Raw genomic sequence first — 21,882 nt, 5'->3', positions numbered from 1 at the left:
TGTTAGTTAAAACCAGCTTCTAATCAAGCAAACACCTTGCGGTGCTCTTGGGCCTGCAGATGTAGCTCCAAAACCTGGCCAGAGGGCAGGGGCTGATCCAGGGCCTTGCGCCAGCTTTCCAGCAACCGCTCAGGAAAGGCTGGATCTGCCAGGGAATGGCATGGACAGCCCAGATCCTTGGCCGCAGCCGCCACCTTGGGGTCATAGCTCAAGGCCGCCACGGGACACCCTGCCAGGGCCGCCAAAATCAGGCCGTGTAGTCGCATGGCCACAACCAAACCTGCCCCGGCAAATACGGCCATCGCCTCCCTTGGCTGCTGGGGCACCACCTCCCGACTGCGGGCGCCAAGGGCAGGAGGCAGAAGATCTTGCTGCTGGAGGGAGGCCAACAGGCCCTGGTCCTGGTGGCCATGGAAGGCCAGCCAGATCACCTCCCGGTTGCCTGCCTCTGCAAGGGAGGCCAGGGCTTCTAGGTAGGGAAGCCAGCCCGCCCCATCGAGTTGGGCTGTATCGAGCAGGGAGGTGGGCCGCAGACAAACCACAATCGGTCCACCCCGGCCTCGCCACGGTTGGGGCGCCAGGCCCCAAACCGGATCGGGTGCCACTGGGGCGGTTACACCCCAGCTGCCGGCAAGGTCCGCCGATGCCTGATCCCGCCAGCTGATGGCGGCAGCCATGGGTAGGAGCCTGCGCACCAACCATCGGCTGCGGCGGCGGCCTAGGGGGCCGAGCCCCTGCCCCCAGAGCAACACCTGCTTGCCCCTCATTCGGGCCGCAGCAATCAGGGCGCCGTAATAAATCAGGCTTTTGAAGCTGGTGGAATCCTGCAGGAGGCTGCCCCCACCGAGCACCAGGGCGTCCACCTGCCTGAGGGCCGCAAGCACCTGGGCCAGGGAGCGGCGCTGCACGGTTGCCACCCCAAAGCGCTCCTGGACCTGGGTTTGGTCGTGGGCCGTGACTATCGCCCTGGAGCCCTGGGGCAGCTGGGAAAGGGCCACCTCCAGCAGGGCGTCATCACCGAGGTTGTGCTCCCCGTAGTAGCCGCATAGCAAGAAGGTTTTGCCTGGCGCCAAAGCGAGATCCCTGCCCGTAAATTGCAACCATTCCAGTCTCACCGCTTGCACGCCCTCTCCCTGCCCACCTGGTGGATCCACGTTGCCTCGGTGCTCGAGTGGGCCGCCGCGATGCTGGCGGTTCAACGTCTAGGCCAGGTTCGCAAGGAGGGTGGTTGGCGCTGGCTGAGCCTGGCGATGCTGCCGGCCCTAATCAGTGCAATGGCTGCCTGCACCTGGCATTTATTTGATAACAGCACGGAGCTGGAGGGGCTGGTGGTTTTTCAAGCAGCCCTGACTACCCTCGGGAATGGGGCCCTGGCCCTGGCTGCCTGGAACTTGCTGCGCCAACAAATGCAGGTCAAGCCATGAATTCAGCCCAGGCGGCGAATTCCCTAATGGCTTGGCTAGCGGGAATTGATCCCAGCCCCCTATTCGTTATTTCCCTGCTGCCCTACCTGGCCTTTCTGTGGTGGGCTGGAAAGGTAGAAGCCTTTCCCCGCCTAGCAATCAAGGGTTTCCAACTGACCCTGGTGTTTGTGGCCGTTACCATTGCCGCTGCCCTAATCGCCGAGCTGCGTTTCGGCCAGGTATTGGCCAATGTGGATTCCCTCCATGGCGCCGCCGAATCGTTTCTCACCATTTCGAATTTGGTGGTGGCGCTGGGGTTCTCCAGGGCTGTTCAACAGGCCCGGGAATGAACAAGTCTTAAGGATTGTGCCCAGCGGCAAGGACCCCTCTGAGAATGGGGCGTCGGTTTTGTAGCTCCATGATCGCTCCACTTTTGGCTGTGGCCCCTAGCTCCATCACCTGGACGCCCACGGCGGCCCTGGTGATGATCGTTTGCAACGTGATTGCCATTGTCATCGGCAAGGCCACGATCAAGCACCAAAACACCGGCCTGCAGCTACCTAACAACGCCCTCTTCGGCGGATTTAGCCACGGCGCCATGCTGGGCACCCTGAGCCTGGGCCACATCCTCGGCATGGGAGCGATCCTGGGCCTGGCCACCCGCGGCGTTGTCTGAAGCAACCTGGCCCTAGCGCCAGCCCAGGCCATAGGCCAGGGCCTTGAGCCCATAGCGCTCAAAGCGGTAATCAAAGAAAAGGGCAGAGAGATCCTCTGCCCTTTTTGCTTGCAAGCCCGTAAGTAGACGATCCAATCGCTGGTCGGCCACCTGATCGGTCAGACCCAGCCAGGTGCGACGGGCCAAACGTCCACTCAAGCTCCAGCGGCGGCCCAGGGCCTGGCGCAATTGCTGCGGATAGGCCGCCAGCAGTCGATCGGCATTAGTTGGATCAGCCAGGGTTTCCAGCAAGAGGGGAGCCAGAACCCTGGCGCTGGTGAGAGCATGGCGAATTCCCTCACCCCCCAGCAGGTTTGCAGTGCTGACTGCATCGCCAAGGCCCAGCAACCGGCCCCGTTGATGGGCTTCCTGGCGCCCCACGGTGCTGCGGATGCGGCCGCCGTGGCGATCAAGCACCGTGGCCTTCCCCAGGCCAGTGAATTCGATTAAGTGGGCGAGCTCCCGCTGCAGGGGCAACTGCCGTCGACGGGGGTCCACCAATCGGCAGACCCCGAGCTTTAAGCGGTGGTCGGCCATCGGAAAGATCCAGCCGTAGCCCTGCTCCACCCAGGTGCTGCCGATAAAAAAGCTGAGCCGGCTTGACCAGGCCTCCGCCTGCTCGGCTGATGTTTCCAGCAACCACTCAACCCCCAGGCCACTGACCAAGCCGTCTCGGCCCCTGATGGCCGCCTGAGCCGGTTCACCCAGCAGGGCCCGCCGTTCCCCCGTTGCATCGACCACCCAGCGGCTTGTAACCGTGGCGATCTGGCCCGATGGCCCACGCAATTGGGTCAGGACATGGTCGACCTGCTGCTGGCAGCCGAGGGCCTGCCAGCCCAAAAGGATCCGCCCGCCCCAGGCATCTACCTGCTGCACCAACCAAAGGCGCAGCTTGGCGAAGTCCAAGACGGCACCGAGGGGTTGCTCGGCGAGCCATTGGCGCCTGGCCTGCTGGGGCCCGAAGAGCTGCCAGCCATTCCAGCGAGTGGCAATAATTTCAGCTGGCAGGCCAAAACGATCCAGGCTGGCCAGGGGCATGGCCGCACTGCTGAAGGCAGCCTGGCTGAGGTCGGCCAGCCGATCGATCAGCACCACATCAACGCCAGCCTGGGCAAGGCTGCGGGCTAGCTCTGCTCCAGCAGGGCCGGCGCCCACCACCAACACATCACACCGCCGGTCGAGCAAGGGCCCTAAACGGCAACCGCCTGGCGGTTTTGATTACTGAAGGCAGGCTGAAAACGCTGCAGGATCGAATCGGCCATCTGGGCTGGGGTGAGGCCCAGGCTTTGCTTGCTTTGGTCAGGGGTGGCATGGTCGACCAGCACATCGGGAATGCCGATGCGGTAGACAGGCACCAGGACGTTGTGGTCTACGAGGGTTTCCACCACGGCTGAGCCAAAGCCACCGGCGAGGCTTCCTTCCTCCATGGTGACCACCCTGCCGATGCGCTCGGCCATCGGCAGGATCAGGGCTTCATCAAGGGGACGCAGGAAGCGGGCATTGATGACGGCTGCCCGCACACCCTGCTCCTGCAGCAGTCCTGCCGTGGCCATGGCAGGAGCCACCATGGCGCCATAGGCCACGATCAGGAGGTCATCGCCATCGGTAAGCAACTCACCGCGACCGATTTCCAGGGGCTCAAAACCCTCCTCCGCCAGGGGCACGCCCTCGCCTTCGCCCCGGGGAATGCGCAATGCACAGGGGCCGCTGTGGTGAATGGAGGTCACCAACATGCGCTGCAGCTCAGCCTCATCCTTAGGGGCCATCACCGTGAAATTGGGAACGGCCCTGAAGTAGCTGATGTCGTATTGACCCTGGTGGGTTGGACCATCGGCGCCAACGATGCCGGCCCGATCGAGCACGAAGGTGACCGGCAGGTTCTGGACGCCCACGTCGTGGATCAGTTGGTCGTAGGCCCGCTGCAGGAAAGTGCTGTAGATCGCCACAACGGGCTTGACCCCCTCGCAGGCCATGCCGGCGGCCATGGTCACGGCGTGCTGCTCGGCGATGCCCACATCGAAATACTGCTGGGGGCAGGCCTTTTCCAGCAGATCAAGGCCCGTGCCCGTGGCCATGGCGGCGGTGATGCCCACCACGGTGGGGTCCTGTTCGCAGAGTTTGACCAAGGTCTGGCCAAAGACCTTGCTGTAGCTCGGGGGCTTGGGCTTGCTGGAGGGGTAGGCCTTACCGGTTTTCAGATCAAAGGCTGATTGGGCGTGGTAGCCGACCTGGTCGGCCTCGGCAAAGGCATAGCCCTTGCCCTTGGTGGTGGCAACGTGAACCAGCACCGGTCCATCGGTGCGGTGGGCCTGCTCAAAGGTGCGCACCATCTCGGCGATGTTGTGGCCATCGATCGGGCCGATATAGGTGAAGCCCAGCTCCTCAAACACAGCTCCCACCTTGGGTACGGCCAGGCGCTTCATGCTCTCCTTGAGGTTCTTGAGCTCGGAGGGCAATTCACCGTGGAGGAAGGGAAGTTGCTTGATCGCCCCCTCGGCGTTGTCCTGTAAAAACTGGAGGGGTGGGCTGAGCCTCATCCGGTTCAGGTAGGTGGAGAGGGCCCCCACCGGCGGTGAGATCGACATGTCGTTGTCGTTGAGCACCACCAGCAATTTGGTGTGGGGCATATGGCCCGCATGGTTAATCGCCTCCAGGGCCATGCCACCGGTGAGGGCGCCATCGCCAATTACGGCCACACACTTGAAATCCAGGCCGCGGCGATCGCGGGCCAGGGCCATGCCCAGGGCAGCGGAAATGGAGGTGGAGGCATGACCGGCGCCGAAGTGGTCGAAGCGGCTCTCACAACGCTTTAAGTAGCCGGCGACCCCGTCCTTCTGGCGCAGGCTGTCGAAGCTCTTGTAGCGGCCGGTGAGCAATTTGTGGGGATAGGCCTGGTGACCCACGTCCCAGACGACCTTGTCGTGGTCTAGGTCGAGGGTTTGGTAGAGGGCCAGGGTGAGCTCAACCACCCCCAGCCCAGGGCCCAGGTGGCCACCGCTGGTGGAGACCACCTCTAGGAGGCGCTCGCGCACCTGGCGGGCAATGGCTTCCAGTTCAGCGGTGCTGAGGCCGTGCAGCTCGTTCGGATGGCTCAGCTCGCTGAGGTGCATGCAACGGGCCCTTAATTGGCGTGCAATCTAGGCCTTTCGCCCTGCCGGGTTGTACGGATTGCGACACTGGAAGCATGAGTCAGGCCGAAGCCAACTACCTCCAGCGAATCCTGCGGGCCCGCGTCTACGACGTGGCTATTGAATCCCCCTTGGAAGCGGCGCCAAACCTCTCAGCCCGGCTCGGCAACAAGGTGCTGCTTAAACGCGAAGACCTGCAGCCGGTCTTCAGCTTCAAGCTGCGGGGCGCCTTCAACAAGATGGTCCACCTCGAAGCGGCGGATCTGGCCAAGGGGGTGATCGCTGCCAGTGCGGGCAACCACGCCCAGGGGGTGGCCCTGGCGGCCCAAAAGCTGGGCTGCCAGGCGGTGATCGTGATGCCAGTCACCACCCCAGAGATGAAGGTGAAGGCGGTGGCCGCCCGGGGTGCGGAGGTGGTTTTGTTTGGCGACAACTACGACGCGGCCTGTAGGGAGGCCAGGCGGTTGGAGCAGGAGCGGGGCCTCAGCTTTATCCATCCCTTCGACGATCCCGATGTAATCGCGGGCCAGGGCACGATTGCCATGGAAATCCTGCGCCAATGCGCCAATCCGCCCGATGTGATCTATGTGGCGGTGGGCGGTGGTGGCCTGATTGCCGGAATTGGTACCTATGTAAAAGAGCTCTGGCCCCAGGTCCAGGTGGTGGGTGTCGAACCGACCGATGCCGATGCCATGACCCAATCCCTGGCGGCTGGCAAAAGGGTGCGGCTCGATCAGGTGGGCCTGTTTGCCGATGGGGTGGCCGTAAGGGAGGTGGGCGAGCTCACCTTTGCCCTGGCCCAGCGCTGCGTGGATCGGATGGTGACCGTGGACACCGATGCGATCTGTGCCGCCATCAAAGACGTATTTGAAGACACCCGCTCGATCCTTGAGCCGGCCGGAGCCCTGGCGGTGGCAGGCATGAAGGCAGATGTGGCGGCCCAGGGCCTGCAGGGGCAAACCCTGGTGGCCGTGGCCTGCGGCGCAAATATGAATTTCGATCGACTGCGCTTTGTGGCGGAGCGCACCGAAATAGGTGAAGACCGCGAAGCGATGTTGGCGGTGGAGATCCCAGAGGAGGCAGGAAGCCTGCGGCGTTTCTGCACCCTGCTGGGCAAACGAAATCTCTCTGAATTCAGCTACCGCCTTGCCGATCCGAAGGTGGCCCACATTTTTGTGGGGGTGCAAACCAGCGGCAGCGCCGACGAGCAGCAACTGATCACGGATCTCACGGCGGCAGGTTTTCCCTGCCTCGACCTATCCAACAACGAACTCGCCAAACTGCATTTGCGCCACATGGTGGGCGGGCGGCTGCCGGCCAGCGCCTTGAAGGCAGCCGGCACGGAGGGTGGCAATGGGGAGGGCCATAGCGAGGAACTGCTCTATCGATTTGCCTTTCCAGAGCGCCCTGGGGCCTTGATGGCCTTCCTGACCAGCCTGCACCCCAACTGGAATATCAGCATCTTCCACTACCGCAACCACGGCGCCGATGTGGGCCGGATTGTGGTGGGTGTGCAGGTTCCCCCAGCCGAAAGACCGCAATGGCTGAGTTTTTTAACCGGCCTGGGCTACGAATACGTGGATGAAACAGCCAACCCCGCCTACGGGCTTTTTTTGGGTAGCAGCCCAGTTCTTGCAAACGGTGTGCAGGCCTAGGGCCAAAGCCAAATAGCTGCGGTACCGTTCGGCCATTGGCGATGGGAGGGCCGTTGAGTAGTGCTAACCCGCAAGCCCTGGCTGGGCTCTCCCTGCCAGCCCGCATGGAGGCAATCCTCTACTTGAAGGGTCGGGCGATGACCCTGGCTGAGTTGGCGGCGATAGCTGGCATCAGCAGGGAGGAGGCGGAGATAGGTCTGATCACATTGATGGCCGATTACGCCCACCGCGAAACCGCCCTGGAGGTGCGCCAGGAAGGCCAGCGTTACAGCCTGCAACTGCGCGATGGCCTGGGTGACCTGGTCCAAAACCTTTTGCCGGTGGATCTCTCCACGGCGGCCCTGCGCACCCTGGCGACGATTGCCCTGAAAAAGCGGATCCTGCAATCGGATCTGGTGGAGTTGCGGGGATCAGGCGCCTACGACCACATCAAGGAATTGCTGGCCCAAAACTTCATCGAGCGCAAACGCCAGAGCGAAGGGCGTTCCTTTTGGCTGACCCTTAGCGAGAAATTTCATCGCACCTTCGCCGTCAAAACCGATGAAATCCAGCCCCGCTCAAAAAGTGCAAGTGTGGACAAGCCAGAAAAGGAAGGGGACTGGCAGGAGGCTGCCTAGATTCTTAAAACGCTGTTCCTTTCACCCCTAGGTCCATGGAAATATTTGCCCTGTTGCTGAGTGTGCTCAGCCGGACAATGGAGATTTACTCCCTGATCCTGTTGGTAAGGGTGCTGTTGAGCTGGTTCCCAAATCTGGATTGGAGCAACCCCCTCTTGGCAACGGTTAGCTCGATTACGGATCCCTATCTCAATGCCTTTCGGGGTCTGATCCCACCGATTGGCGGCCTGGATATCTCGTCAATTTTGGCCTTCCTAGCCCTGAGCTTTGGCCAGCAACTTCTCGGCAGCGCCAGCGTCAGCTTGCTGGCCAGCAGCCTTTAGCCAAGCAGCTCCTGCTCCAGGGGCAGCAATTCGTCGTCGGCACCGGCACGGGTGCGCACCGGGGCACTGAAACCGCGGGCCTTAACGCTACGGAAAGTGATCGGACCAGGGGTGCCTGAGGGCACGGCCAGGCGCAGGGCAAAGCTCGATTTGCCGGGGGGCACATCGCCAATCGAACCAACCCTGGTGCGGTTCTGGAGCACGGGTTCACCGCTCGAATCCAGGATCAGGGCAAAGACATCCGTATCGGCCACGATCTTTTTAGTGGGATTTGTGACCACCCCCCTCAGGGCGTAGCAACTGGCCCCAGTTGGGCGGCTCAATTCAGGTTGGGCGCCGGCATCCCCCGCAGGACAGGGCTCGAGGGTCACCTCGGCAACAGCCAGCTCCGCAGCCGAGGCAGGAGCTGGCCAACAAAGCAGCAGTAGGGCCAGGCAGCTGGTCAGGCCCGCCAGCAACAGGCGCTTGCTGGGCCCAAGGGTGATCGAGCTAGTTCTCTTCAACGGTTATCGCCACTGCCTGAGATCACGTTACGGGCATCGCGACTGGCCAGTTTGTCGAGATTGGACTGGGCGATTTGGTCGAGGTCTAGGCCCAGCTCTGTGGCCAGTTGGGCCACGTACCAGAGCACATCCCCCAATTCCAGCTTGAGGCTGGCCACCGCTTCGGCCGAAAAAATGCCGCCCTGGTCGCGCAGCACCTTCTTTACCTTGTCGGCCACTTCGCCCGCTTCACCACTCAGGCCAAGGGTGGGGTAGATCGGATTTGCACCGGCGCCGGGGTAGCGGGCGGTTGAGCGGGACTGCTGTTGGTAGGCCTGAAAGTCCATCGAAACGCCTGGGGATGGGAGCCCGGATGGTAGTTTCCGACTTACCGATGACCATCAGATGCCGAAGCCAGATCTGACTCGTCGCACCAAGATCGTGGCCACAATCGGTCCGGCCACCGAATCAGCTGAAATGCTGCGCGAGTTAATCGGGGCCGGCGCAACCACCTTCCGCCTCAATTTCTCCCACGGCGACCACAGCGAGCACGCTGCCCGCATCGCCACTATTCGCCAAGTTGGTGAAGAGCTAGGCATCCACGTTGCGATCCTGCAGGACCTGCAGGGCCCCAAAATTCGCCTGGGCCGCTTTGCCGCAGGCCCCATCACCCTGGCCAAGGGAGATCCCTTCACCCTTACATCCCGGAACGTTTCCTGCGACCAGAGCATCGCCAATGTCACCTACGACAAGTTGGCGGATGAGGTTGTGCCAGGCAGCAGGATCCTGCTCGACGACGGTCGGGTTGAAATGGTGGTCGACCGGGTCGACCAGGGCCTGCAAACCCTCTATTGCTCCGTGACAGTGGGAGGGGTGCTCTCCAACAACAAGGGGGTGAACTTCCCGGATGTGCAGCTGTCGATCCGCGCCCTTACCGATAAGGACCGGGTGGATCTGGAATTCGGCCTGGCCCAGGGGGTTGATTGGGTAGCCCTCAGCTTTGTGCGCAACCCCTCGGACATGCGCGAAATCCGCGACCTGATCCGCAGCCACGGCCATGAAACGCCAGTGGTGGCAAAGATTGAGAAGTTCGAAGCGATCGACCAGATCGACGACATCCTGCCCCTCTGCGATGGCGTGATGGTGGCCAGGGGTGACCTGGGGGTGGAGATGCCCGCCGAGGAGGTGCCGCTGCTACAGAAGGAATTGATCCGCAAGGCCAACAGCATGGGCATTCCGGTGATTACCGCCACCCAAATGCTCGACTCGATGGTGTCCTGCCCCAGGCCCACCCGGGCCGAAGTGAGCGATGTGGCCAATGCCATTCTCGATGGCACCGATGCGGTGATGCTTTCAAACGAGAGTGCCGTGGGCGATTTCCCCGTGGAAGCTGTGGCCACCATGGCCACCATTGCCAGGCGCATTGAGCGGGACTACCCCCACCGGGTGGTTGACAACCACATGGCCTCAAGCATTTCCAATTCGATCTGCCAGGCCGTTGGCAGTATCGGCAGACAACTGAATGCGTCCGCAATCCTGCCGCTTACAAAATCCGGTTCCACGGCCCGCAATGTGAGCAAGTTCCGGCCCAGCACCCCAATCCTGGCGATCACCAGCGAGAAGGATGTGGCCCGCCAGCTGCAGCTGGTCTGGGGCGTCAATCCCCTTTTGGTGGAAGAGCAGGACAGTCCGGCCCTGACCTTTGCGGTGGCCATTGACCAGGCCAAGCACCTTGGCCTGCTCCAGGATTCCGACCTGGTGGTTCAGACCGCCGGCACAGTGCTGGGGGTCAGTGGTTCGACTGATTTAGTTCAGGTGGGCACCGTGGCCGACATCCTGGGTAGGCGCACCTCGGTTTAGTAGGCAGCCATGGCCAAAAATCTGCCCCTGGCTGAAACCGTTGGGATGGCCTTGAGCACCCTCAGGGCAAACCGCTTGAGAAGTCTGCTGACGATGCTGGGCATCGTGATCGGCAACGCATCGGTGATCACCCTTGTGGGCGTGGGCAGGGGTGCCCAAAATCTCGCCGAAGGCCAGCTCAGCAACCTGGGGGCCAACGTGTTGTTTGTGGTGCCAGGCAACAACGACACCCGGCGTCAGGGCATCGACTTTCCCAAAACCCTCGTGCTTGAGGATGCCAAGGCAATCTCCGAGCAGGTGCCGAGCGTCAAAAGGGTGGCTCCCCAAATCACCCTTTCTGAGGTGGTCCAGGCGGGGGAGGTGAGCAGCTCCACCTCCATTGCCGGGGTGACCCCAGAGTTTTTACCGGTCCGCCAGTTCGAGGTGGCCCAGGGACGTTTTTTCAGCAAGGGCGATTTAGAGGGGGCCCGCAACCTGGCCGTGATTGGCCCGGATCTGGCCACCAAGCTCTTTGGCAACAAACCAGCAATTGGCCGCCAACTGCGGATTCGCAACCAACCCTTCGAAGTAATTGGCCTACTCCAGGCCAAGGGTGCCGTATTTGGCCAAAACCAGGATGAGAACGCCTATGTGCCCCTGACCGCCATGGTCAGCCAGCTGTCGGGCAGGGATCCCACCTATGGGGTGAGCCTCAATTTCATCAGTGTGGAAGCCCGGGATCAGGAGAGCACCGGGGCCGCCAGTTTTCAGATCACCAATCTGCTGCGGCAGCGGCACCGGATCCTGCGGGAGGACGACTTTGCCGTGCGCTCCCAGAAGGACGCCCTGACAATTGTGAGCACGATCACCGGTGGACTGACCCTGATGCTGGGGGCCATTGGCGCCGTTTCCCTGCTGGTGGGCGGCATCGGAATCATGAACATCATGTTGGTATCGGTTAGCGAACGCACCGAGGAAATCGGCCTGCGCAAGGCCCTTGGGGCCCGCAGTGGCGACGTGCTGTTGCAATTTCTGGTGGAATCCCTGGTGCTTTCAATCCTGGGGGGCGTGATCGGCAGCGGCCTAGGCATGGGTGCCATTGGCATCGTGGCCGCCGTAACTCCCCTGCCCGCCACAATTGGGGCCGGCACGGTTTTGGTGACGGTGCTCCTCTCTGGCTCGATCGGCCTGTTTTTTGGGGTGGTGCCCGCCCGACGGGCAGCGCGCCTAGATCCGATCGCAGCCCTCCGCAGCCTCTAGGCCAGCCGTGGAGATTGAACCGGCCAAAAACCAAAGAAATGCTGAAAAAGACAAATCTGTGCCAACTGCTACGGGGGCAGTGGTTCTGGTGATGTCTTGATAGGGAGATATTTGGCAATTCATCGTGGAGCTCTTCGCCTGCGGCTACCGCAACGCAACCGATCGGATGGTGATCCTGCGCTGTGTTGGTCCTGAAGAGTTCTTTTTAGAGCGGGTGGTGTTTCCCTTCGACCTGCTCAGTTTTGAATGCCCCAAGAGCGCTGAAATTGAAATTTGGACCCACAGCCTGGGTGGACCAGAACTGGTGGAGCACTTTTTGGCCTCAACCCTGCTCCTGGAGCAACCCCAGCCCAAACCCCAGGAACAAGCCCAGCCCCAACAGCACTGGGTGGCAGCCTGATAGCCGGCTAGCAACTAAAACGGAGGTGGGGCGGCAACGTTACAGTTGTTAAACAAGTCTCTCAGCTATGAACCAGCGCTGGCGCCTGATTGCCCTCTGGGCCCTGCCCCTTGCAGTGGCCGCATTCTTCGGATGGCAGCTCCTCAGCTCTGGTGGAACGGCCCAACTGGGCAGCACCGGAGCTGCTCCAGCCACGGTGGCCCCCCGCAATGCTGCGGTGGCCCGCATGAGCTACGGCCGCTTCCTCGACTACGTGGACGCTGGCCGGGTAACGGCGGTGGATATTTTTGATGGCGGCCGAAGTGCCGTCATAGAGGCGGTAGATCCGGACCTCGACAACCGGGTTCAACGCCTAAGGGTCGACCTGCCTGGCCTGGCCCCTGAGCTGGTCAACAAGCTCAAGGAGCAGGGCATCAGCTTCGACATCCATCCCCCCAAGCCCACCCCACCAGTGCTGGGCCTGCTGGGCAACCTGCTCTTCCCCCTGCTCCTAATCGGCTCCCTAATCCTTCTGGCGCGCCGGTCCAACGGCATGCCAGGCGGCCCAGGCCAGGCGATGCAATTCGGCAAGACCAAGGCGCGCTTTGCCATGGAAGCCGAAACGGGCGTCAAATTTGACGACGTGGCTGGGGTCGAAGAGGCCAAACAGGACCTCCAAGAGGTGGTTACCTTCCTCAAGACGCCTGAGCGCTTCACCTCTGTGGGCGCAAAGATTCCCAAGGGTGTGCTTCTGGTGGGCCCCCCTGGTACGGGTAAAACCCTGCTTGCCAAAGCAATTGCCGGTGAAGCCGGCGTGCCCTTCTTCTCCCTTTCTGGTTCCGAATTTGTGGAGATGTTTGTGGGCGTGGGCGCCTCCCGGGTGCGTGACCTGTTTAAGCGGGCCAAGGAGAACAGCCCCTGCATAATTTTTATCGACGAAATTGATGCCGTTGGTCGTCAGCGGGGAGCTGGGGTAGGCGGTGGCAACGACGAGAGGGAGCAGACCCTCAACCAGTTGCTTACAGAGATGGATGGATTTGAGGGCAATAGCGGCATCATCATCATTGCCGCCACAAACCGGGCGGATGTGCTCGATTCAGCCCTGCTTCGGCCTGGTCGCTTTGACCGTCAGGTGCAGGTAGATGTGCCTGATATCAAGGGCAGGCTTTCAATTCTGAATGTGCACTCCCGCGACAAGAAACTTGCCGATGATGTGAGTCTTGAGGCCATTGCCAGGCGCACCCCCGGCTTCTCGGGAGCCGATCTAGCAAACCTGCTGAATGAGGCGGCAATCCTTACCGCTCGCCGCCGCAAGGAGGCAACTGGCCTAGCTGAAATCGACGATGCCGTTGATCGGATCATCGCCGGCATGGAGGGCAAGCCCCTCACCGATGGCCGTAGCAAGCGCCTGATCGCCTACCACGAGGTCGGCCACGCCCTAGTGGGCACCCTGGTTAAGGCCCACGATCCAGTCCAGAAAGTAACCCTGATTCCCCGGGGCCAAGCCCAGGGCCTCACCTGGTTCTCCCCAGATGAGGAGCAGATGCTGGTGAGCCGCTCCCAATTGCGGGCCCGCATCATGGGTGCCCTCGGCGGCAGGGCAGCAGAAGATGTGGTCTTTGGCTACGCAGAAGTAACCACAGGAGCAGGCGGCGACATCCAGCAGGTGGCTTCCATTGCACGCCAAATGGTTACCCGTTTCGGCATGAGTGAGGTGGGTCAGTTTTCCCTTGAGGCTGGCAACCAGGAGGTATTCCTTGGTCGCGACCTGATGACCCGCAGCGACGGTTCCGATCGACTCGCCAGCAAGGTTGACGATGCCGTGCGGGAGATGGTCCACAACTGCTACGCAGAAACCGTGAGCCTGGTGGCCGCCCACCGCGACTGCATGGATCGGGTTGTGGAACTGCTGATTGAAAAGGAAAGCCTTGATGGCGACGAATTCCGGGCAATCGTCAGCGAGTTCGCCACCATCCCTGAGAAGGAGCGTTATTCACCCCTGCTCAAGGATTCTGCAGCCTCCTAAACAGGCCGCACTGGGCGCTTTTCGATCACCTTGTCGATTAGGCCATAGGCCACCGCTTCAGCCGGAGACATGAAGAAGTCGCGGTCAGTGTCTTCTTCAATGCGGCTGAGGGGCTGGCTGGTGCGGTCGGCCAACTCTTGGTTAAGCTTTTTCTTGAGATAGAGAATCTCATCGGCCTGGATGCGGATATCGCTGGCCTGGCCCCTAGCCCCGCCAAGGGGCTGGTGAATCATGATCCGCGAGTGGGTAAGGCTGCTGCGTTTGCCCCTGGTGCCAGCACAGAGCAGGAAGGCACCCATCGAGGCTGCTAGGCCCACACACACGGTCTGCACATCGGGCTTGATGTGCTGCATGGTGTCAAAGATGCCGAGGCCGTCATATACGGAGCCCCCCGGGGAGTTTATGTACATGAAAATATCTTTTTCGGGATCCTCCGCCTCCAGAAACAGCAATTGGGCCACAACCCGATTGGCTGATTCGGCAGTGACCGGTTCGCCGAGGAAGATGATGCGCTCCCGCAGCAGGCGGGAATAGATGTCGAATGCCCTTTCGCCTCTGCCCGACTCTTCAATGACAATCGGGATCATGGGGCAAGTCTGAAATCTGGCTCGATCTTACTGATCTTGAGCCGCTAGGGTCGTCGGACCCTTAGGAGTACAAGCGTGGGCGTTGCCCTAACCGTTGCCGATAGCAAGCGCGCCTTCCACCAGGCCTTCCCCTATGTGATTGCTCCGCTGCACCGCCGCATGGTGGACGAGCTGTTGGTGGAATTGCACCTGCTCAGCCGGCAACAGGGCTTCCAGGCCGACGCGCTCTTTGCCTGCGGCCTGATCCAGGTATTTGACGGCTTTGCCAAGGGCTACAAGCCCGAAGGCCATCGCCAGGCACTGCTCTCAGCCCTCTGCAGTGCCTCGGGTTTCGATGCCCAGAAGCTGCGCCAGCAGGCTGAATCCGCCATGGCTGCCATGGGTGAGCACAGTGTTGATGCGGTAAAACAATGGGTTGAGCAGCAGGGCAAGGGGGCTCCCCAGCCCCTGGCCTCGGCACTTGCCAGCATCCAGCGGCCAGATTTCCACTACTCCAGGCTGATGGCCGTTGGTCTTTTGTGCCTGCTTGAGCAGGCCCAGGGCGCCGACGCCATGGACCAGGCAGCCCTGCGCAGCTATGCCCACGACCTGGGCGCATCGATGGGCTTGATGCGCGATCGCCTCGACAAGGACATCAGCCTCTATGCCAGCAACCTGGAGAAGATGGCCCAGGCGGTTGAATTAATGGAAGAAACCCTCGCCGCTGATCGCCGCAAGCGCGAACGGATTCTTGAGGAAAGCAAGGCTGGGGCGGCGGCTGCAGCCAGTGGAGAAGCGGCTAGCGAAGGCGATCCCATTGCAAGCGCCCCGACAGCTGGCTGAGTGGTTGGGATGGGACACCTCCCGCGGCCAGCTCTAGCTGCACGGACCTCTGCACGGCGCCCGGCAAATCGGGGGGCAACAGGTTCAGCCGGGCTAGGGCCGCTGGCCTGAGGCGTAGCTCTGTTTGGGTATAGGAGCCAGCGGGATCGGGGCCAGCTTGATCGGGGCCAAGGAAAACCAGGAGCTCGGGGTCTCGGCCCGCTTGGACGAGCCAGCGCCAGCCACCCAACAGGACGCCGTCGCCATTGCGCCACTGGGCCGCAGGCAGGGCAGTGGAGCGGATTGTCGCCGCGGGCGCACTGGGGACTGCAGGTCCGTCGCTCAGGCCTTGGGCCAGCAGGGGTTGGCGCAGGCCCTGGAGAATCTCTGCCCAGGCCCGTCGCTGATTGCCAACGGCCAGGTGCAATTGCAGAGCTGCCTGGAAGGGCCCCTTGGCCACGGGCCTGAGCTGCAGAACAAATGGGGTTTTGCGGATTACGGCGAGCTGGGAAGCGCCGATGCCATAGCGGTCCTGCAGGGGCTGGCGAACCAACTGGCGGTTCAACAAACCATCGAGCAGGATTCCCAGGCCAGGGCCGCCCATTTCGAGCAAAACCTTTGCATCAAGGGGTTGGCTGCTGTTGCTGGGGGAAGACGCCCTCAGGCCATCCACCCAGAGGCCCTCGGTGGCGGTGCTCTCCCCGGAAAACAGGAGCTGGTTACCTTGCAGCTCAAAGCTCATGCAGCCCTGCTGGAAGCGCTGCAACAGGGGAGCCATCGGACCAAGCAGGGCCCCCAGGCCGGCCGGGCGCCAGTAAACGGACTGTTGCTGTTGGAGCCGGCCCAGACAGCGCTGATCCAGGCCCCTGCCCCGCCTTTGCTTGGTGCGTAACTCCCCGCCCAACAGCTTCTGGGAGAGGGGATCTGGAGCTACAACCAGGAGGTCATCGACCCGCAGGCTGTTGGCAGGAAGCTGGCGTTGGGCCTGGCTGGAAAGGGCCGCCCAGGAAATAGCGAGGAAGGGCTGGCCATTGCCGTGTTCAGCCCAGAATTGCCACCACAGACCGGGGCGATTCCAGGCCTGGTTGGCAAGTTGGGGGCCCAGCAATTGGTTCCAAAGGGGCGGCGTAGCCAAGCGGGGCTGAACCGGAAAGCTCTGCAGCAGGGATGCGTGGCCGAGTAGGCGCTCCAGTCCCTGGGCCCTGGGCCTGGGGAACAGGGATAGGGATAGGGCCGGCAAGATCACCAGCAGGCCTACCGCTGCAGAAGTTGCCCTTAGCTGCGACGGGAAGTTGGGCCAGCCTTGCGCCGCCGTCTGTCGCGCCATTCAACTGTGGAGAGATAGATAACTCCGCCGCTGACAAAGACCAACAGCACTACGGCCAGGCCTGAGAGCAGCTGGGAGCTTGAAATGGAGAGCTCAGCCAAAGCTAGGGATCGCCGAAGGAAGGCTCAAAAATCGCGCTGACAGCAGCTCAGAACTTGATGCTGTTGTCGCCATGGCGACCCCAAACAACCATGGCGATCGAGAAGCTGAACAGGGCTGCAAGCGACGCCCAACCAGCGGTAATCAGCATGGTGTCAAACAAAAGCTGATGGCAGCTTACCTAGGCTGGGATCTGGAGCGAGCCCCTGCCTTGGCCATATCCCCCAATTTTGTAGCAGCTGTTCAAGGACGCCAGACTGTTCAAGAGAGAAGCCTGGTGCGGGCCCCCTATCCCAATTTCAAGGTTGTGGTGCTCAACGATGAGGTCAATACCTTTGAGCATGTGGTGGATTGCCTGGTGCGTTACATCCCTGCCATGCAGCCCGACCAGGCCTGGGAATTAGCCCACAGGATTGACCAGGAGGGGGTAGCGATCGTTTGGAGCGGGCCCCAGGAGCAGGCCGAGCTCTACCACCAGCAACTCGGCGCCGAGGGACTCACCATGGCTCCCCTCGAGGCGGCCTAACCGAGGACAGCAATGGGTCGCCTGGTCATCACCCACAGCACCTATGTGGAGGGGCTGATCCCCCTGCTGCAAAAGCTGGTCAAGGAACCGGGGATTGAAACCATCACCCCGGCGGTGATCAGCCGGGTACGAGGGCGATCAATTGGTTTGCGGCTACGGGTATCGGCGCCGATTCGGGGGGGCTACAAGCTGATGGCCCGCCGGGGCACAAGTGCCCAGGAGGTCTTTGTGGTTTGCAACTGGAGTCAGGAGCTGCTACAGGAGCGGCTCAATAACCTGGCGGCCGACGCCAGCTAGGGCCAGCTGATTGCTAGGGCTGGGGTGCGGGGGTAAACGAGCGTTCGTAGACCGCTGGAGTGCGAAAGAGGGCCCAGGCTCCGCCCTCTCGAAACCATGGTTCAACCATCAATTCGAGGCTGTCTGGCTCGATTTGCCAGCGCTGCAGCAGATAGGTGCGGTAGTTGGAGAGGGTTGTTTGGCCTGCCTGCCAATGGACCACGGCAAAGCCTTCCGATCGAACCCGCAACACGCCTTCGCTGGATTCCTGAACCGTTTCCTCCAGGAGAAATGTTCGGAAGTTGGCCAGGGGCTCTGCACTGGCCGCGGGGGTGGTTTCGAGGGGGTACTTGCGCAGGTACAGCTGGCGTGCCTTGGCAAATAGGGGGCTCGGTGCCAGGGAAAGCAGGGAGCCAAAGGCGTTCTGGAAGACAGGCATCGCTAACGGAAGGGTGGTGCAGTCAGGGGAGCCAAGGCCCACAATGACGCTCAAGCATCCCTAGTTCGAGCCATGGCGATCACTGCCCAGCAGCTAAACGAAGCCCTGGCCTGGCGCTACGCCACCAAGGTGTTTGATCCCCAGCGGCAGATCGACGCCAGCACCTGGGCCGCCCTGGAAAACAGCCTGGTCCAGAGCCCGTCTAGCTATGGCCTACAGCCCTGGAAGTTTTTGGTGATAACTAACCCAGCGATGAGGGCTGAGTTGCGGCCCCATTCCTGGAATCAAAGCCAAATCACCGATGGCTCCCACCTGGTGGTGTTTTTGGCCGAGCGCACCATTCAGGCGGCCGAAGCCGATCGCTTGATCAGCTGCATGGCCGAGACCAGAGCGGTGGAAAGTGAATCGCTTGGCTTTTACCGGGAAATGATCGCCAAGGACCTGATCAACGGTCCCCGCAGTCAACAAATTGGCCAATGGGCCAGCAACCAGGTGTATATCGCCCTTGGCACATTTATGGCCGCTGCGGCATTGCTTGAGGTCGATACGTGCCCGATTGAGGGTTTTTCACCCGCCGAATACGACAGGATCCTGAAACTGGAGGAAAGCCCCTATCGCAGCTGCGTGGTCTGCGCAGCGGGCTACCGAGATGCAAGTGATAAGTACGCCAGCCTGGGCAAAGTGCGCTACCCGGCGGGCGAACTAATCGAACACATCTAATAACCTTTCGAAGCAGGGGATCGTCTGCGGCGGCATCGCTCCGAGCAATAGCGCACCTCTTCCCAGACGGCCTTCCATTTTTTGCGCCATTGAAAAGCCCGACCACAGGCCGGGCAAATCTTTGATGGTCGCCCGATGTGATCAGCCATCAGGTAGATAAGTAGCCCTTAGAAACAGAAGGGCAAAAACTGGGTGCGGCAGGCAGCAAAGCCGTCAACCAGAGCTCCCAGGCCAATTTGATGGGCAATACCAGAACCAGTAAGGCCTTCTGTGATGATGCCGATAACTAAGCCCAACATGGCGGCACGGCCATTGAAGAGTTCAACACGCTTGAGCTGTTCCATAAGGATCAGTTCCTCTGCCCGATGCTCAAGCCATTCGCGGCCTGCAGGTGAATTGGTCATGTTTTTTCTCGGATGCCCAGAACGGGTAAGGGTGTAAAAAGAATCAACCAGCTAAATCCGGCTGGCTCAGGGCTGTAATCACCCAAGAGCTAAAAAGCAAAACGGTGATTGCCGCGACCATCAGGATCTCTGAGAAAGGTCGGTGGGGCGGCTAAGTACGTAAGTACTCATGCCACCAAAAACAACTACTAGGCCAATCAAAAAGGCAATGGCAGCGGTGTAATCAGTTTCCACAGCGATCAACCCAAGCCGATTTGGGAAAGGATGCCCTGGCCGGTGAGCAGCTCGGTGCCCAGGCCAATCACGAAGCCGAGCATGGCTAGGCGACCATTCCAGGTTTCAGCGAATTCAACAAAACCGAAGCGGGAGGTGGAATCAGCCATGGGTGTTGCGGATTGTTACGAAAACTGTAACGCATTGTGACAGGCGTTTGCAAGCCAGGGATCCGATGCCCCTGCCAGATTCAGCCAACCCGATCGAAGGCCTCCACCGGGATGGCCGCTGGGGTAAACGCTTCCGAGGCCGCCGAATCCCCAGATTCCGGAGCAGGGTTGATTGAATCAAGGGATTCCAAAACTTGGGGCAACATTGCGGCGTCAAAGGAGAAGCGCCCTGGACCGTTAAACAGCAACGCCAAACTGCCGCCCAGATAGAGCACCACCAGCTCCAGCACGTAAATGTTCAGGCCAGCCGTGAGGATGTGTTGGTAGGCAGCCGTTGCCATGGTGCCGGTGAGGGCCAGGGCTCCAATGGGCGTAAGGAGCCCGAGGATCACAAGCCAGCTGCCAATCAACTCTGAGAAACCGGCGGCATAGGCAAAAAACAGGGGGAAAGGCAGGTGCAACGAGGCCACGTAGGTGCTGGCAAATTGCTGCGGGTCTGCGAGTTTCTCCTGGCCGTGGTGGATCATCATCACGCCGATGCTGAGACGCAGCAGCAAAAGACCGAAGGAAGCAAGTTTTCCTGGGCCTGTCAGGTAGGAGAGGAGGGTTGGCCTGATTCGAGCAAATCCCGCCAAAACGGAATTACGGGGCGAAGGCAGACTCTGGCTCGCTAGCCAGAGGGCGAAGCAGCCCCCCGCAAAGCCCCCGATCAGCTCCAGCAGCAAAGAAGTTGACATTGCAAAAAAGCATTTATGAAATCTTGGCAGGCCAAATTAAGAATCGTGAAGCAGGCGGACCATGGGCGCCCATTCCAGTCAAGCCAGCAACTCTCAGCCCCTAGGCCCAGATCCAAAGCCCTAGCCAGACCCGCCTGGGCCGGCAAATGTAACCAGGTCGTTACAAAGGGTCGGAGCTTCAGGCCAGGTCAAGGCATAGCTGACCTTCGGCCTCCAACCGGGCTGCTCTGCTGCGGGAACTGGAGCGCGAATTGGAGCGCCTGGGTCCAGGACTCCTGGCACCAGCACGCCTGGAGCCATGGCGTTGGTGGATGGCACTGGCCAAGGCCGAAAATCCCTCCTGCTGGCGCAGGGCCCAGATCTTGCTACGGGCAGTAGCTGCAGCTTCTACCCAGTCGACGATCGGCAGTGGGTAGCTGGAGCCCAACAGGCAGCCCACCCGCTCCTGGGTTGGCAGATCCATGGTCCAAGGCCGATGGAGATACACAGCCGGCACCTGGCGCAATTCGGGTATCCAGCGACGGATGAACTGGCCCTGGGGATCGTGGTCGAGGCCCTGCTTGAGGGGGTTGTAGATGCGAATTGAATTGATGCCGGTGGTGCCTGATTGCATTTGACACTGGCTCCAGTGGATTCCGGGCTCGTAATCCACAAACAACCGGGCCAGGTGGAGGCCGCTCTCCTGCCAGGGGAGCCACAGCTGGTAGCTGGCCACCGAAACCAACATTGCCCGCATTCGGAAATTGAGCCAGCCCGTGGCAATTAGGGAGCGCATGCAGGCATCCACAAACGGCAGGCCAGTGCAACCGGTTGCCCAGGCCGTAAGTCGTTCTGGTTCGCTGCTGCGGAGCTGGGCCGTGGCGGGATGGAGCTCGCGGAATTCGAGGCTCGGCTGGCTTTCGAGCTTCTGAATGAAGTGGCAATGCCAGTGAAGGCGCTCGTCAAAGCGCTGTAGGGAGCGGCTCCAGTAGCGGTCCCCGGTCGCATCTGCCAAGCCAGCGCGGCGCTGCCGGGTCTGCTGCACCACCTCGCGCAAAGAAAGGGTTCCCCAGCTGAGGTGCGGTGAAAGACGCGAGCAACTGACCACTGCCGTGCTCGGGTTTGAAAGTTCAGATTGGTAGCGGCGACTGCGTTTAGCCAAAAAACTCTGCAGCTCCCCTATCCCCTGGCTGCGACCGCCCAGCTGACGACCCGGACATGGATCCGGCGCCAGGGCTAACTCCTGGGAGCTCGGTATCGGACCTGGCTCCAGGCCGGAAAGGGTCTCGAGTTGGGGCGGCGGAGCAACCAGATCCTCGGCCATGCGCCCCTCCCAACGGCGTGCCCAGCCCTGCCGGCTTGCCAGCCGTCGACTTACACCGAACTGGGGAATTTCCTGCCACTCGATCGAGTGATGCCGTGCCCAGGTCGCCACCCGCAGATCACGGGCGTAGGTCCAACCATTGCCGGTTTCTTCATGACTCCACAGGCTGGCAATACCAAACTGGCGATGGGCCCGCTCCAAGACCTGCTCGACCTGGCCAATACGCACGACCAGGGGTTGACCAAGGCGGGCCAGGCAATCGCGCAACTCCAGCAGGCTTTCACGGCAGAATTGCCATTGGCGCTCGGAGCTATCTGGCTGCTGCCAGTAGTCGGGCTCCACCACATACAGGGGCAGCACAGCACCCCGCCGACTCGCCTCCACAAGGGGGCGATGGTCTGCGGTGCGCAGATCCCGCTTAAACCACACAACCTGTAGGGGGCCCATAGGGAT

The 21,882-nt window shown here is 61.3% G+C and carries 28 protein-coding genes and 1 pseudogene; 14 read left to right on the top strand and 15 right to left on the bottom strand.

Annotation, left to right across the window (positions count from 1 at the left end):
- Positions 1-23 precede the first annotated feature (23 nt).
- Positions 24-1,115 carry a polysaccharide pyruvyl transferase CsaB gene (csaB, locus tag KBY49_RS02720; RefSeq protein ID WP_315856986.1) on the bottom strand — a complete coding sequence of 364 codons (1,092 nt, stop codon included), beginning with the start codon at positions 1,113-1,115 and terminating at the stop codon, positions 24-26.
- Between the two features lie 3 nt (positions 1,116-1,118).
- On the opposite strand from csaB, the gene KBY49_RS02715 reads away from it, so the two are divergent.
- The 3 genes from KBY49_RS02715 (at position 1,119) to psaK (ending at position 2,079) form a co-directional block, all read left to right on the top strand.
- A complete protein-coding gene (locus KBY49_RS02715) occupies positions 1,119-1,424 on the top strand; it encodes a DUF2499 domain-containing protein (RefSeq protein ID WP_254933226.1) in 306 nt (101 codons plus the stop codon).
- Positions 1,421-1,753 (top strand): DUF3593 domain-containing protein, encoded by a 333-nt coding sequence (locus KBY49_RS02710; protein WP_254933225.1) that lies wholly within the window; start codon positions 1,421-1,423, stop codon positions 1,751-1,753. Before KBY49_RS02715 ends, KBY49_RS02710 begins: the two co-directional genes overlap by 4 nt.
- A gap of 68 nt (positions 1,754-1,821) precedes the next feature.
- The gene (psaK, locus tag KBY49_RS02705; protein WP_254933224.1) at positions 1,822-2,079 is read left to right on the top strand and encodes a photosystem I reaction center subunit PsaK; all 258 of its coding nucleotides are present in this window, start codon (positions 1,822-1,824) and stop codon (positions 2,077-2,079) included.
- Between the two features lie 12 nt (positions 2,080-2,091).
- On the opposite strand, the gene KBY49_RS02700 is transcribed toward psaK, so the two are convergent.
- Positions 2,092-3,303: an NAD(P)/FAD-dependent oxidoreductase gene (locus tag KBY49_RS02700; protein WP_254933223.1), complete on the bottom strand. Its 1,212-nt coding sequence runs from the start codon at positions 3,301-3,303 to the stop codon at positions 2,092-2,094.
- A gap of 5 nt (positions 3,304-3,308) precedes the next feature.
- Entirely contained in the window at positions 3,309-5,228 is a 1,920-nt protein-coding gene (gene dxs / locus KBY49_RS02695; RefSeq protein ID WP_254933222.1) for a 1-deoxy-D-xylulose-5-phosphate synthase, read from the bottom strand.
- 74 nt (positions 5,229-5,302) lie between these two features.
- Here dxs and ilvA point away from each other — a divergent pair, with 74 nt between their 5' ends.
- From ilvA to KBY49_RS02680, 3 genes are read left to right on the top strand one after another with little or no spacing between them, the layout of a single operon-like run.
- Positions 5,303-6,901: a threonine ammonia-lyase, biosynthetic gene (gene ilvA, locus KBY49_RS02690; RefSeq protein WP_254933221.1), complete on the top strand. Its 1,599-nt coding sequence runs from the start codon at positions 5,303-5,305 to the stop codon at positions 6,899-6,901.
- Between the two features lie 41 nt (positions 6,902-6,942).
- Positions 6,943-7,518 (top strand): SMC-Scp complex subunit ScpB, encoded by a 576-nt coding sequence (gene scpB / locus KBY49_RS02685; protein WP_396099249.1) that lies wholly within the window; start codon positions 6,943-6,945, stop codon positions 7,516-7,518.
- A gap of 35 nt (positions 7,519-7,553) precedes the next feature.
- Positions 7,554-7,841 carry a YggT family protein gene (locus KBY49_RS02680; RefSeq protein ID WP_254933220.1) on the top strand — a complete coding sequence of 96 codons (288 nt, stop codon included), beginning with the start codon at positions 7,554-7,556 and terminating at the stop codon, positions 7,839-7,841.
- Here KBY49_RS02680 and KBY49_RS02675 read toward each other — a convergent pair.
- Together KBY49_RS02675 and KBY49_RS02670 are read right to left on the bottom strand one after the other, a co-directional pair.
- A complete protein-coding gene (locus KBY49_RS02675) occupies positions 7,838-8,302 on the bottom strand; it encodes a hypothetical protein (RefSeq protein ID WP_396099536.1) in 465 nt (154 codons plus the stop codon). The genes KBY49_RS02680 and KBY49_RS02675 overlap by 4 nt on opposite strands.
- A 38-nt stretch (positions 8,303-8,340) precedes the next feature.
- Positions 8,341-8,670, bottom strand: coding sequence for a nucleoside triphosphate pyrophosphohydrolase family protein (locus KBY49_RS02670; RefSeq protein WP_254933219.1), 330 nt, complete (start codon positions 8,668-8,670; stop codon positions 8,341-8,343).
- A gap of 58 nt (positions 8,671-8,728) precedes the next feature.
- Between KBY49_RS02670 and pyk the strand changes: the two are divergent.
- The 4 genes and pseudogenes from pyk to ftsH form a co-directional block, all read left to right on the top strand.
- Positions 8,729-10,180, top strand: a pseudogene (gene pyk, locus KBY49_RS02665) (pyruvate kinase); the annotation flags it as partial.
- Positions 10,181-10,192: 12 nt separating this feature from the next.
- Complete coding sequence (locus KBY49_RS02660; protein ID WP_254933217.1) at positions 10,193-11,422, top strand: ABC transporter permease; 1,230 nt, start codon at positions 10,193-10,195, stop codon at positions 11,420-11,422.
- Between the two features lie 124 nt (positions 11,423-11,546).
- The gene (locus KBY49_RS02655; protein WP_254933216.1) at positions 11,547-11,822 is read left to right on the top strand and encodes a DUF1830 domain-containing protein; all 276 of its coding nucleotides are present in this window, start codon (positions 11,547-11,549) and stop codon (positions 11,820-11,822) included.
- Between the two features lie 67 nt (positions 11,823-11,889).
- Positions 11,890-13,827, top strand: a complete 1,938-nt coding sequence (gene ftsH / locus KBY49_RS02650; RefSeq protein WP_254933215.1) for an ATP-dependent zinc metalloprotease FtsH — start codon at positions 11,890-11,892, stop codon at positions 13,825-13,827.
- On the opposite strand, the gene clpP is transcribed toward ftsH, so the two are convergent.
- Positions 13,824-14,414 (bottom strand): ATP-dependent Clp endopeptidase proteolytic subunit ClpP, encoded by a 591-nt coding sequence (gene clpP / locus KBY49_RS02645; protein WP_254933214.1) that lies wholly within the window; start codon positions 14,412-14,414, stop codon positions 13,824-13,826. The genes ftsH and clpP overlap by 4 nt on opposite strands.
- A gap of 75 nt (positions 14,415-14,489) precedes the next feature.
- Between clpP and psb29 the strand changes: the two genes are divergently transcribed.
- The gene (psb29, locus tag KBY49_RS02640; protein WP_254933213.1) at positions 14,490-15,236 is read left to right on the top strand and encodes a photosystem II biogenesis protein Psp29; all 747 of its coding nucleotides are present in this window, start codon (positions 14,490-14,492) and stop codon (positions 15,234-15,236) included.
- Here the strand turns inward: psb29 and KBY49_RS02635 are convergent.
- Genes KBY49_RS02635 through petN form a run of 3 tightly spaced genes read right to left on the bottom strand, consistent with a single transcriptional unit; the run spans position 15,193 to position 16,792 of the window.
- Positions 15,193-16,461 carry a hypothetical protein gene (locus tag KBY49_RS02635; protein WP_254933212.1) on the bottom strand — a complete coding sequence of 423 codons (1,269 nt, stop codon included), beginning with the start codon at positions 16,459-16,461 and terminating at the stop codon, positions 15,193-15,195. The two genes, psb29 and KBY49_RS02635, sit on opposite strands and share 44 nt — an antisense overlap.
- A 29-nt stretch (positions 16,462-16,490) precedes the next feature.
- The gene (locus tag KBY49_RS02630) at positions 16,491-16,643 is read right to left on the bottom strand and encodes a hypothetical protein (protein WP_254933211.1); all 153 of its coding nucleotides are present in this window, start codon (positions 16,641-16,643) and stop codon (positions 16,491-16,493) included.
- A gap of 47 nt (positions 16,644-16,690) precedes the next feature.
- A complete protein-coding gene (gene petN, locus KBY49_RS02625) occupies positions 16,691-16,792 on the bottom strand; it encodes a cytochrome b6-f complex subunit PetN (RefSeq protein WP_254933210.1) in 102 nt (33 codons plus the stop codon).
- Between the two features lie 18 nt (positions 16,793-16,810).
- Here petN and clpS point away from each other — a divergent pair, with 18 nt between their 5' ends.
- Both clpS and KBY49_RS02615 read left to right on the top strand, forming a co-directional pair.
- Positions 16,811-17,167, top strand: a complete 357-nt coding sequence (gene clpS, locus KBY49_RS02620; protein ID WP_315856985.1) for an ATP-dependent Clp protease adapter ClpS — start codon at positions 16,811-16,813, stop codon at positions 17,165-17,167.
- A gap of 12 nt (positions 17,168-17,179) precedes the next feature.
- Positions 17,180-17,464, top strand: a complete 285-nt coding sequence (locus KBY49_RS02615) for a DUF2103 domain-containing protein (protein ID WP_254933209.1) — start codon at positions 17,180-17,182, stop codon at positions 17,462-17,464.
- Between the two features lie 13 nt (positions 17,465-17,477).
- Here the strand turns inward: KBY49_RS02615 and KBY49_RS02610 are convergent, their stop codons facing one another.
- Complete coding sequence (locus KBY49_RS02610) at positions 17,478-17,882, bottom strand: hypothetical protein (RefSeq protein WP_254933208.1); 405 nt, start codon at positions 17,880-17,882, stop codon at positions 17,478-17,480.
- Positions 17,883-17,954: 72 nt separating this feature from the next.
- Between KBY49_RS02610 and KBY49_RS02605 the strand changes: the two genes are divergently transcribed.
- Positions 17,955-18,602 carry an NAD(P)H-dependent oxidoreductase gene (locus KBY49_RS02605; RefSeq protein WP_254933207.1) on the top strand — a complete coding sequence of 216 codons (648 nt, stop codon included), beginning with the start codon at positions 17,955-17,957 and terminating at the stop codon, positions 18,600-18,602.
- Here KBY49_RS02605 and KBY49_RS02600 read toward each other — a convergent pair.
- The 5 genes from KBY49_RS02600 to KBY49_RS02580 all read right to left on the bottom strand — a co-directional run bounded on the left by KBY49_RS02600 (position 18,599) and on the right by KBY49_RS02580 (position 21,876).
- Positions 18,599-18,751 (bottom strand): DUF2256 domain-containing protein, encoded by a 153-nt coding sequence (locus tag KBY49_RS02600; protein ID WP_254933206.1) that lies wholly within the window; start codon positions 18,749-18,751, stop codon positions 18,599-18,601. The genes KBY49_RS02605 and KBY49_RS02600 overlap by 4 nt on opposite strands.
- An 18-nt stretch (positions 18,752-18,769) precedes the next feature.
- On the bottom strand, positions 18,770-19,006 hold the full coding sequence (locus tag KBY49_RS02595) for a chlorophyll a/b-binding protein (protein ID WP_254933205.1): 237 nt from the start codon (positions 19,004-19,006) through the stop codon (positions 18,770-18,772).
- A 239-nt stretch (positions 19,007-19,245) separates the two neighbouring features.
- Complete coding sequence (locus KBY49_RS02590) at positions 19,246-19,389, bottom strand: chlorophyll a/b-binding protein (RefSeq protein WP_254933204.1); 144 nt, start codon at positions 19,387-19,389, stop codon at positions 19,246-19,248.
- 80 nt (positions 19,390-19,469) lie between these two features.
- Positions 19,470-20,126, bottom strand: coding sequence for a DoxX family protein (locus KBY49_RS02585; protein WP_254933203.1), 657 nt, complete (start codon positions 20,124-20,126; stop codon positions 19,470-19,472).
- 178 nt (positions 20,127-20,304) lie between these two features.
- A complete protein-coding gene (locus KBY49_RS02580; protein WP_254933202.1) occupies positions 20,305-21,876 on the bottom strand; it encodes a cryptochrome/deoxyribodipyrimidine photo-lyase family protein in 1,572 nt (523 codons plus the stop codon).
- Positions 21,877-21,882 lie beyond the last annotated feature (6 nt).

It is taken from the genome of Cyanobium sp. WAJ14-Wanaka (genome assembly GCF_024345375.1).
Lineage (GTDB): Bacteria > Cyanobacteriota > Cyanobacteriia > PCC-6307 > Cyanobiaceae > Cyanobium_A.
The sequence above is the reverse complement of the archived record's forward strand: the minus strand, read 5'-3'. Positions and strand labels throughout refer to the sequence as shown.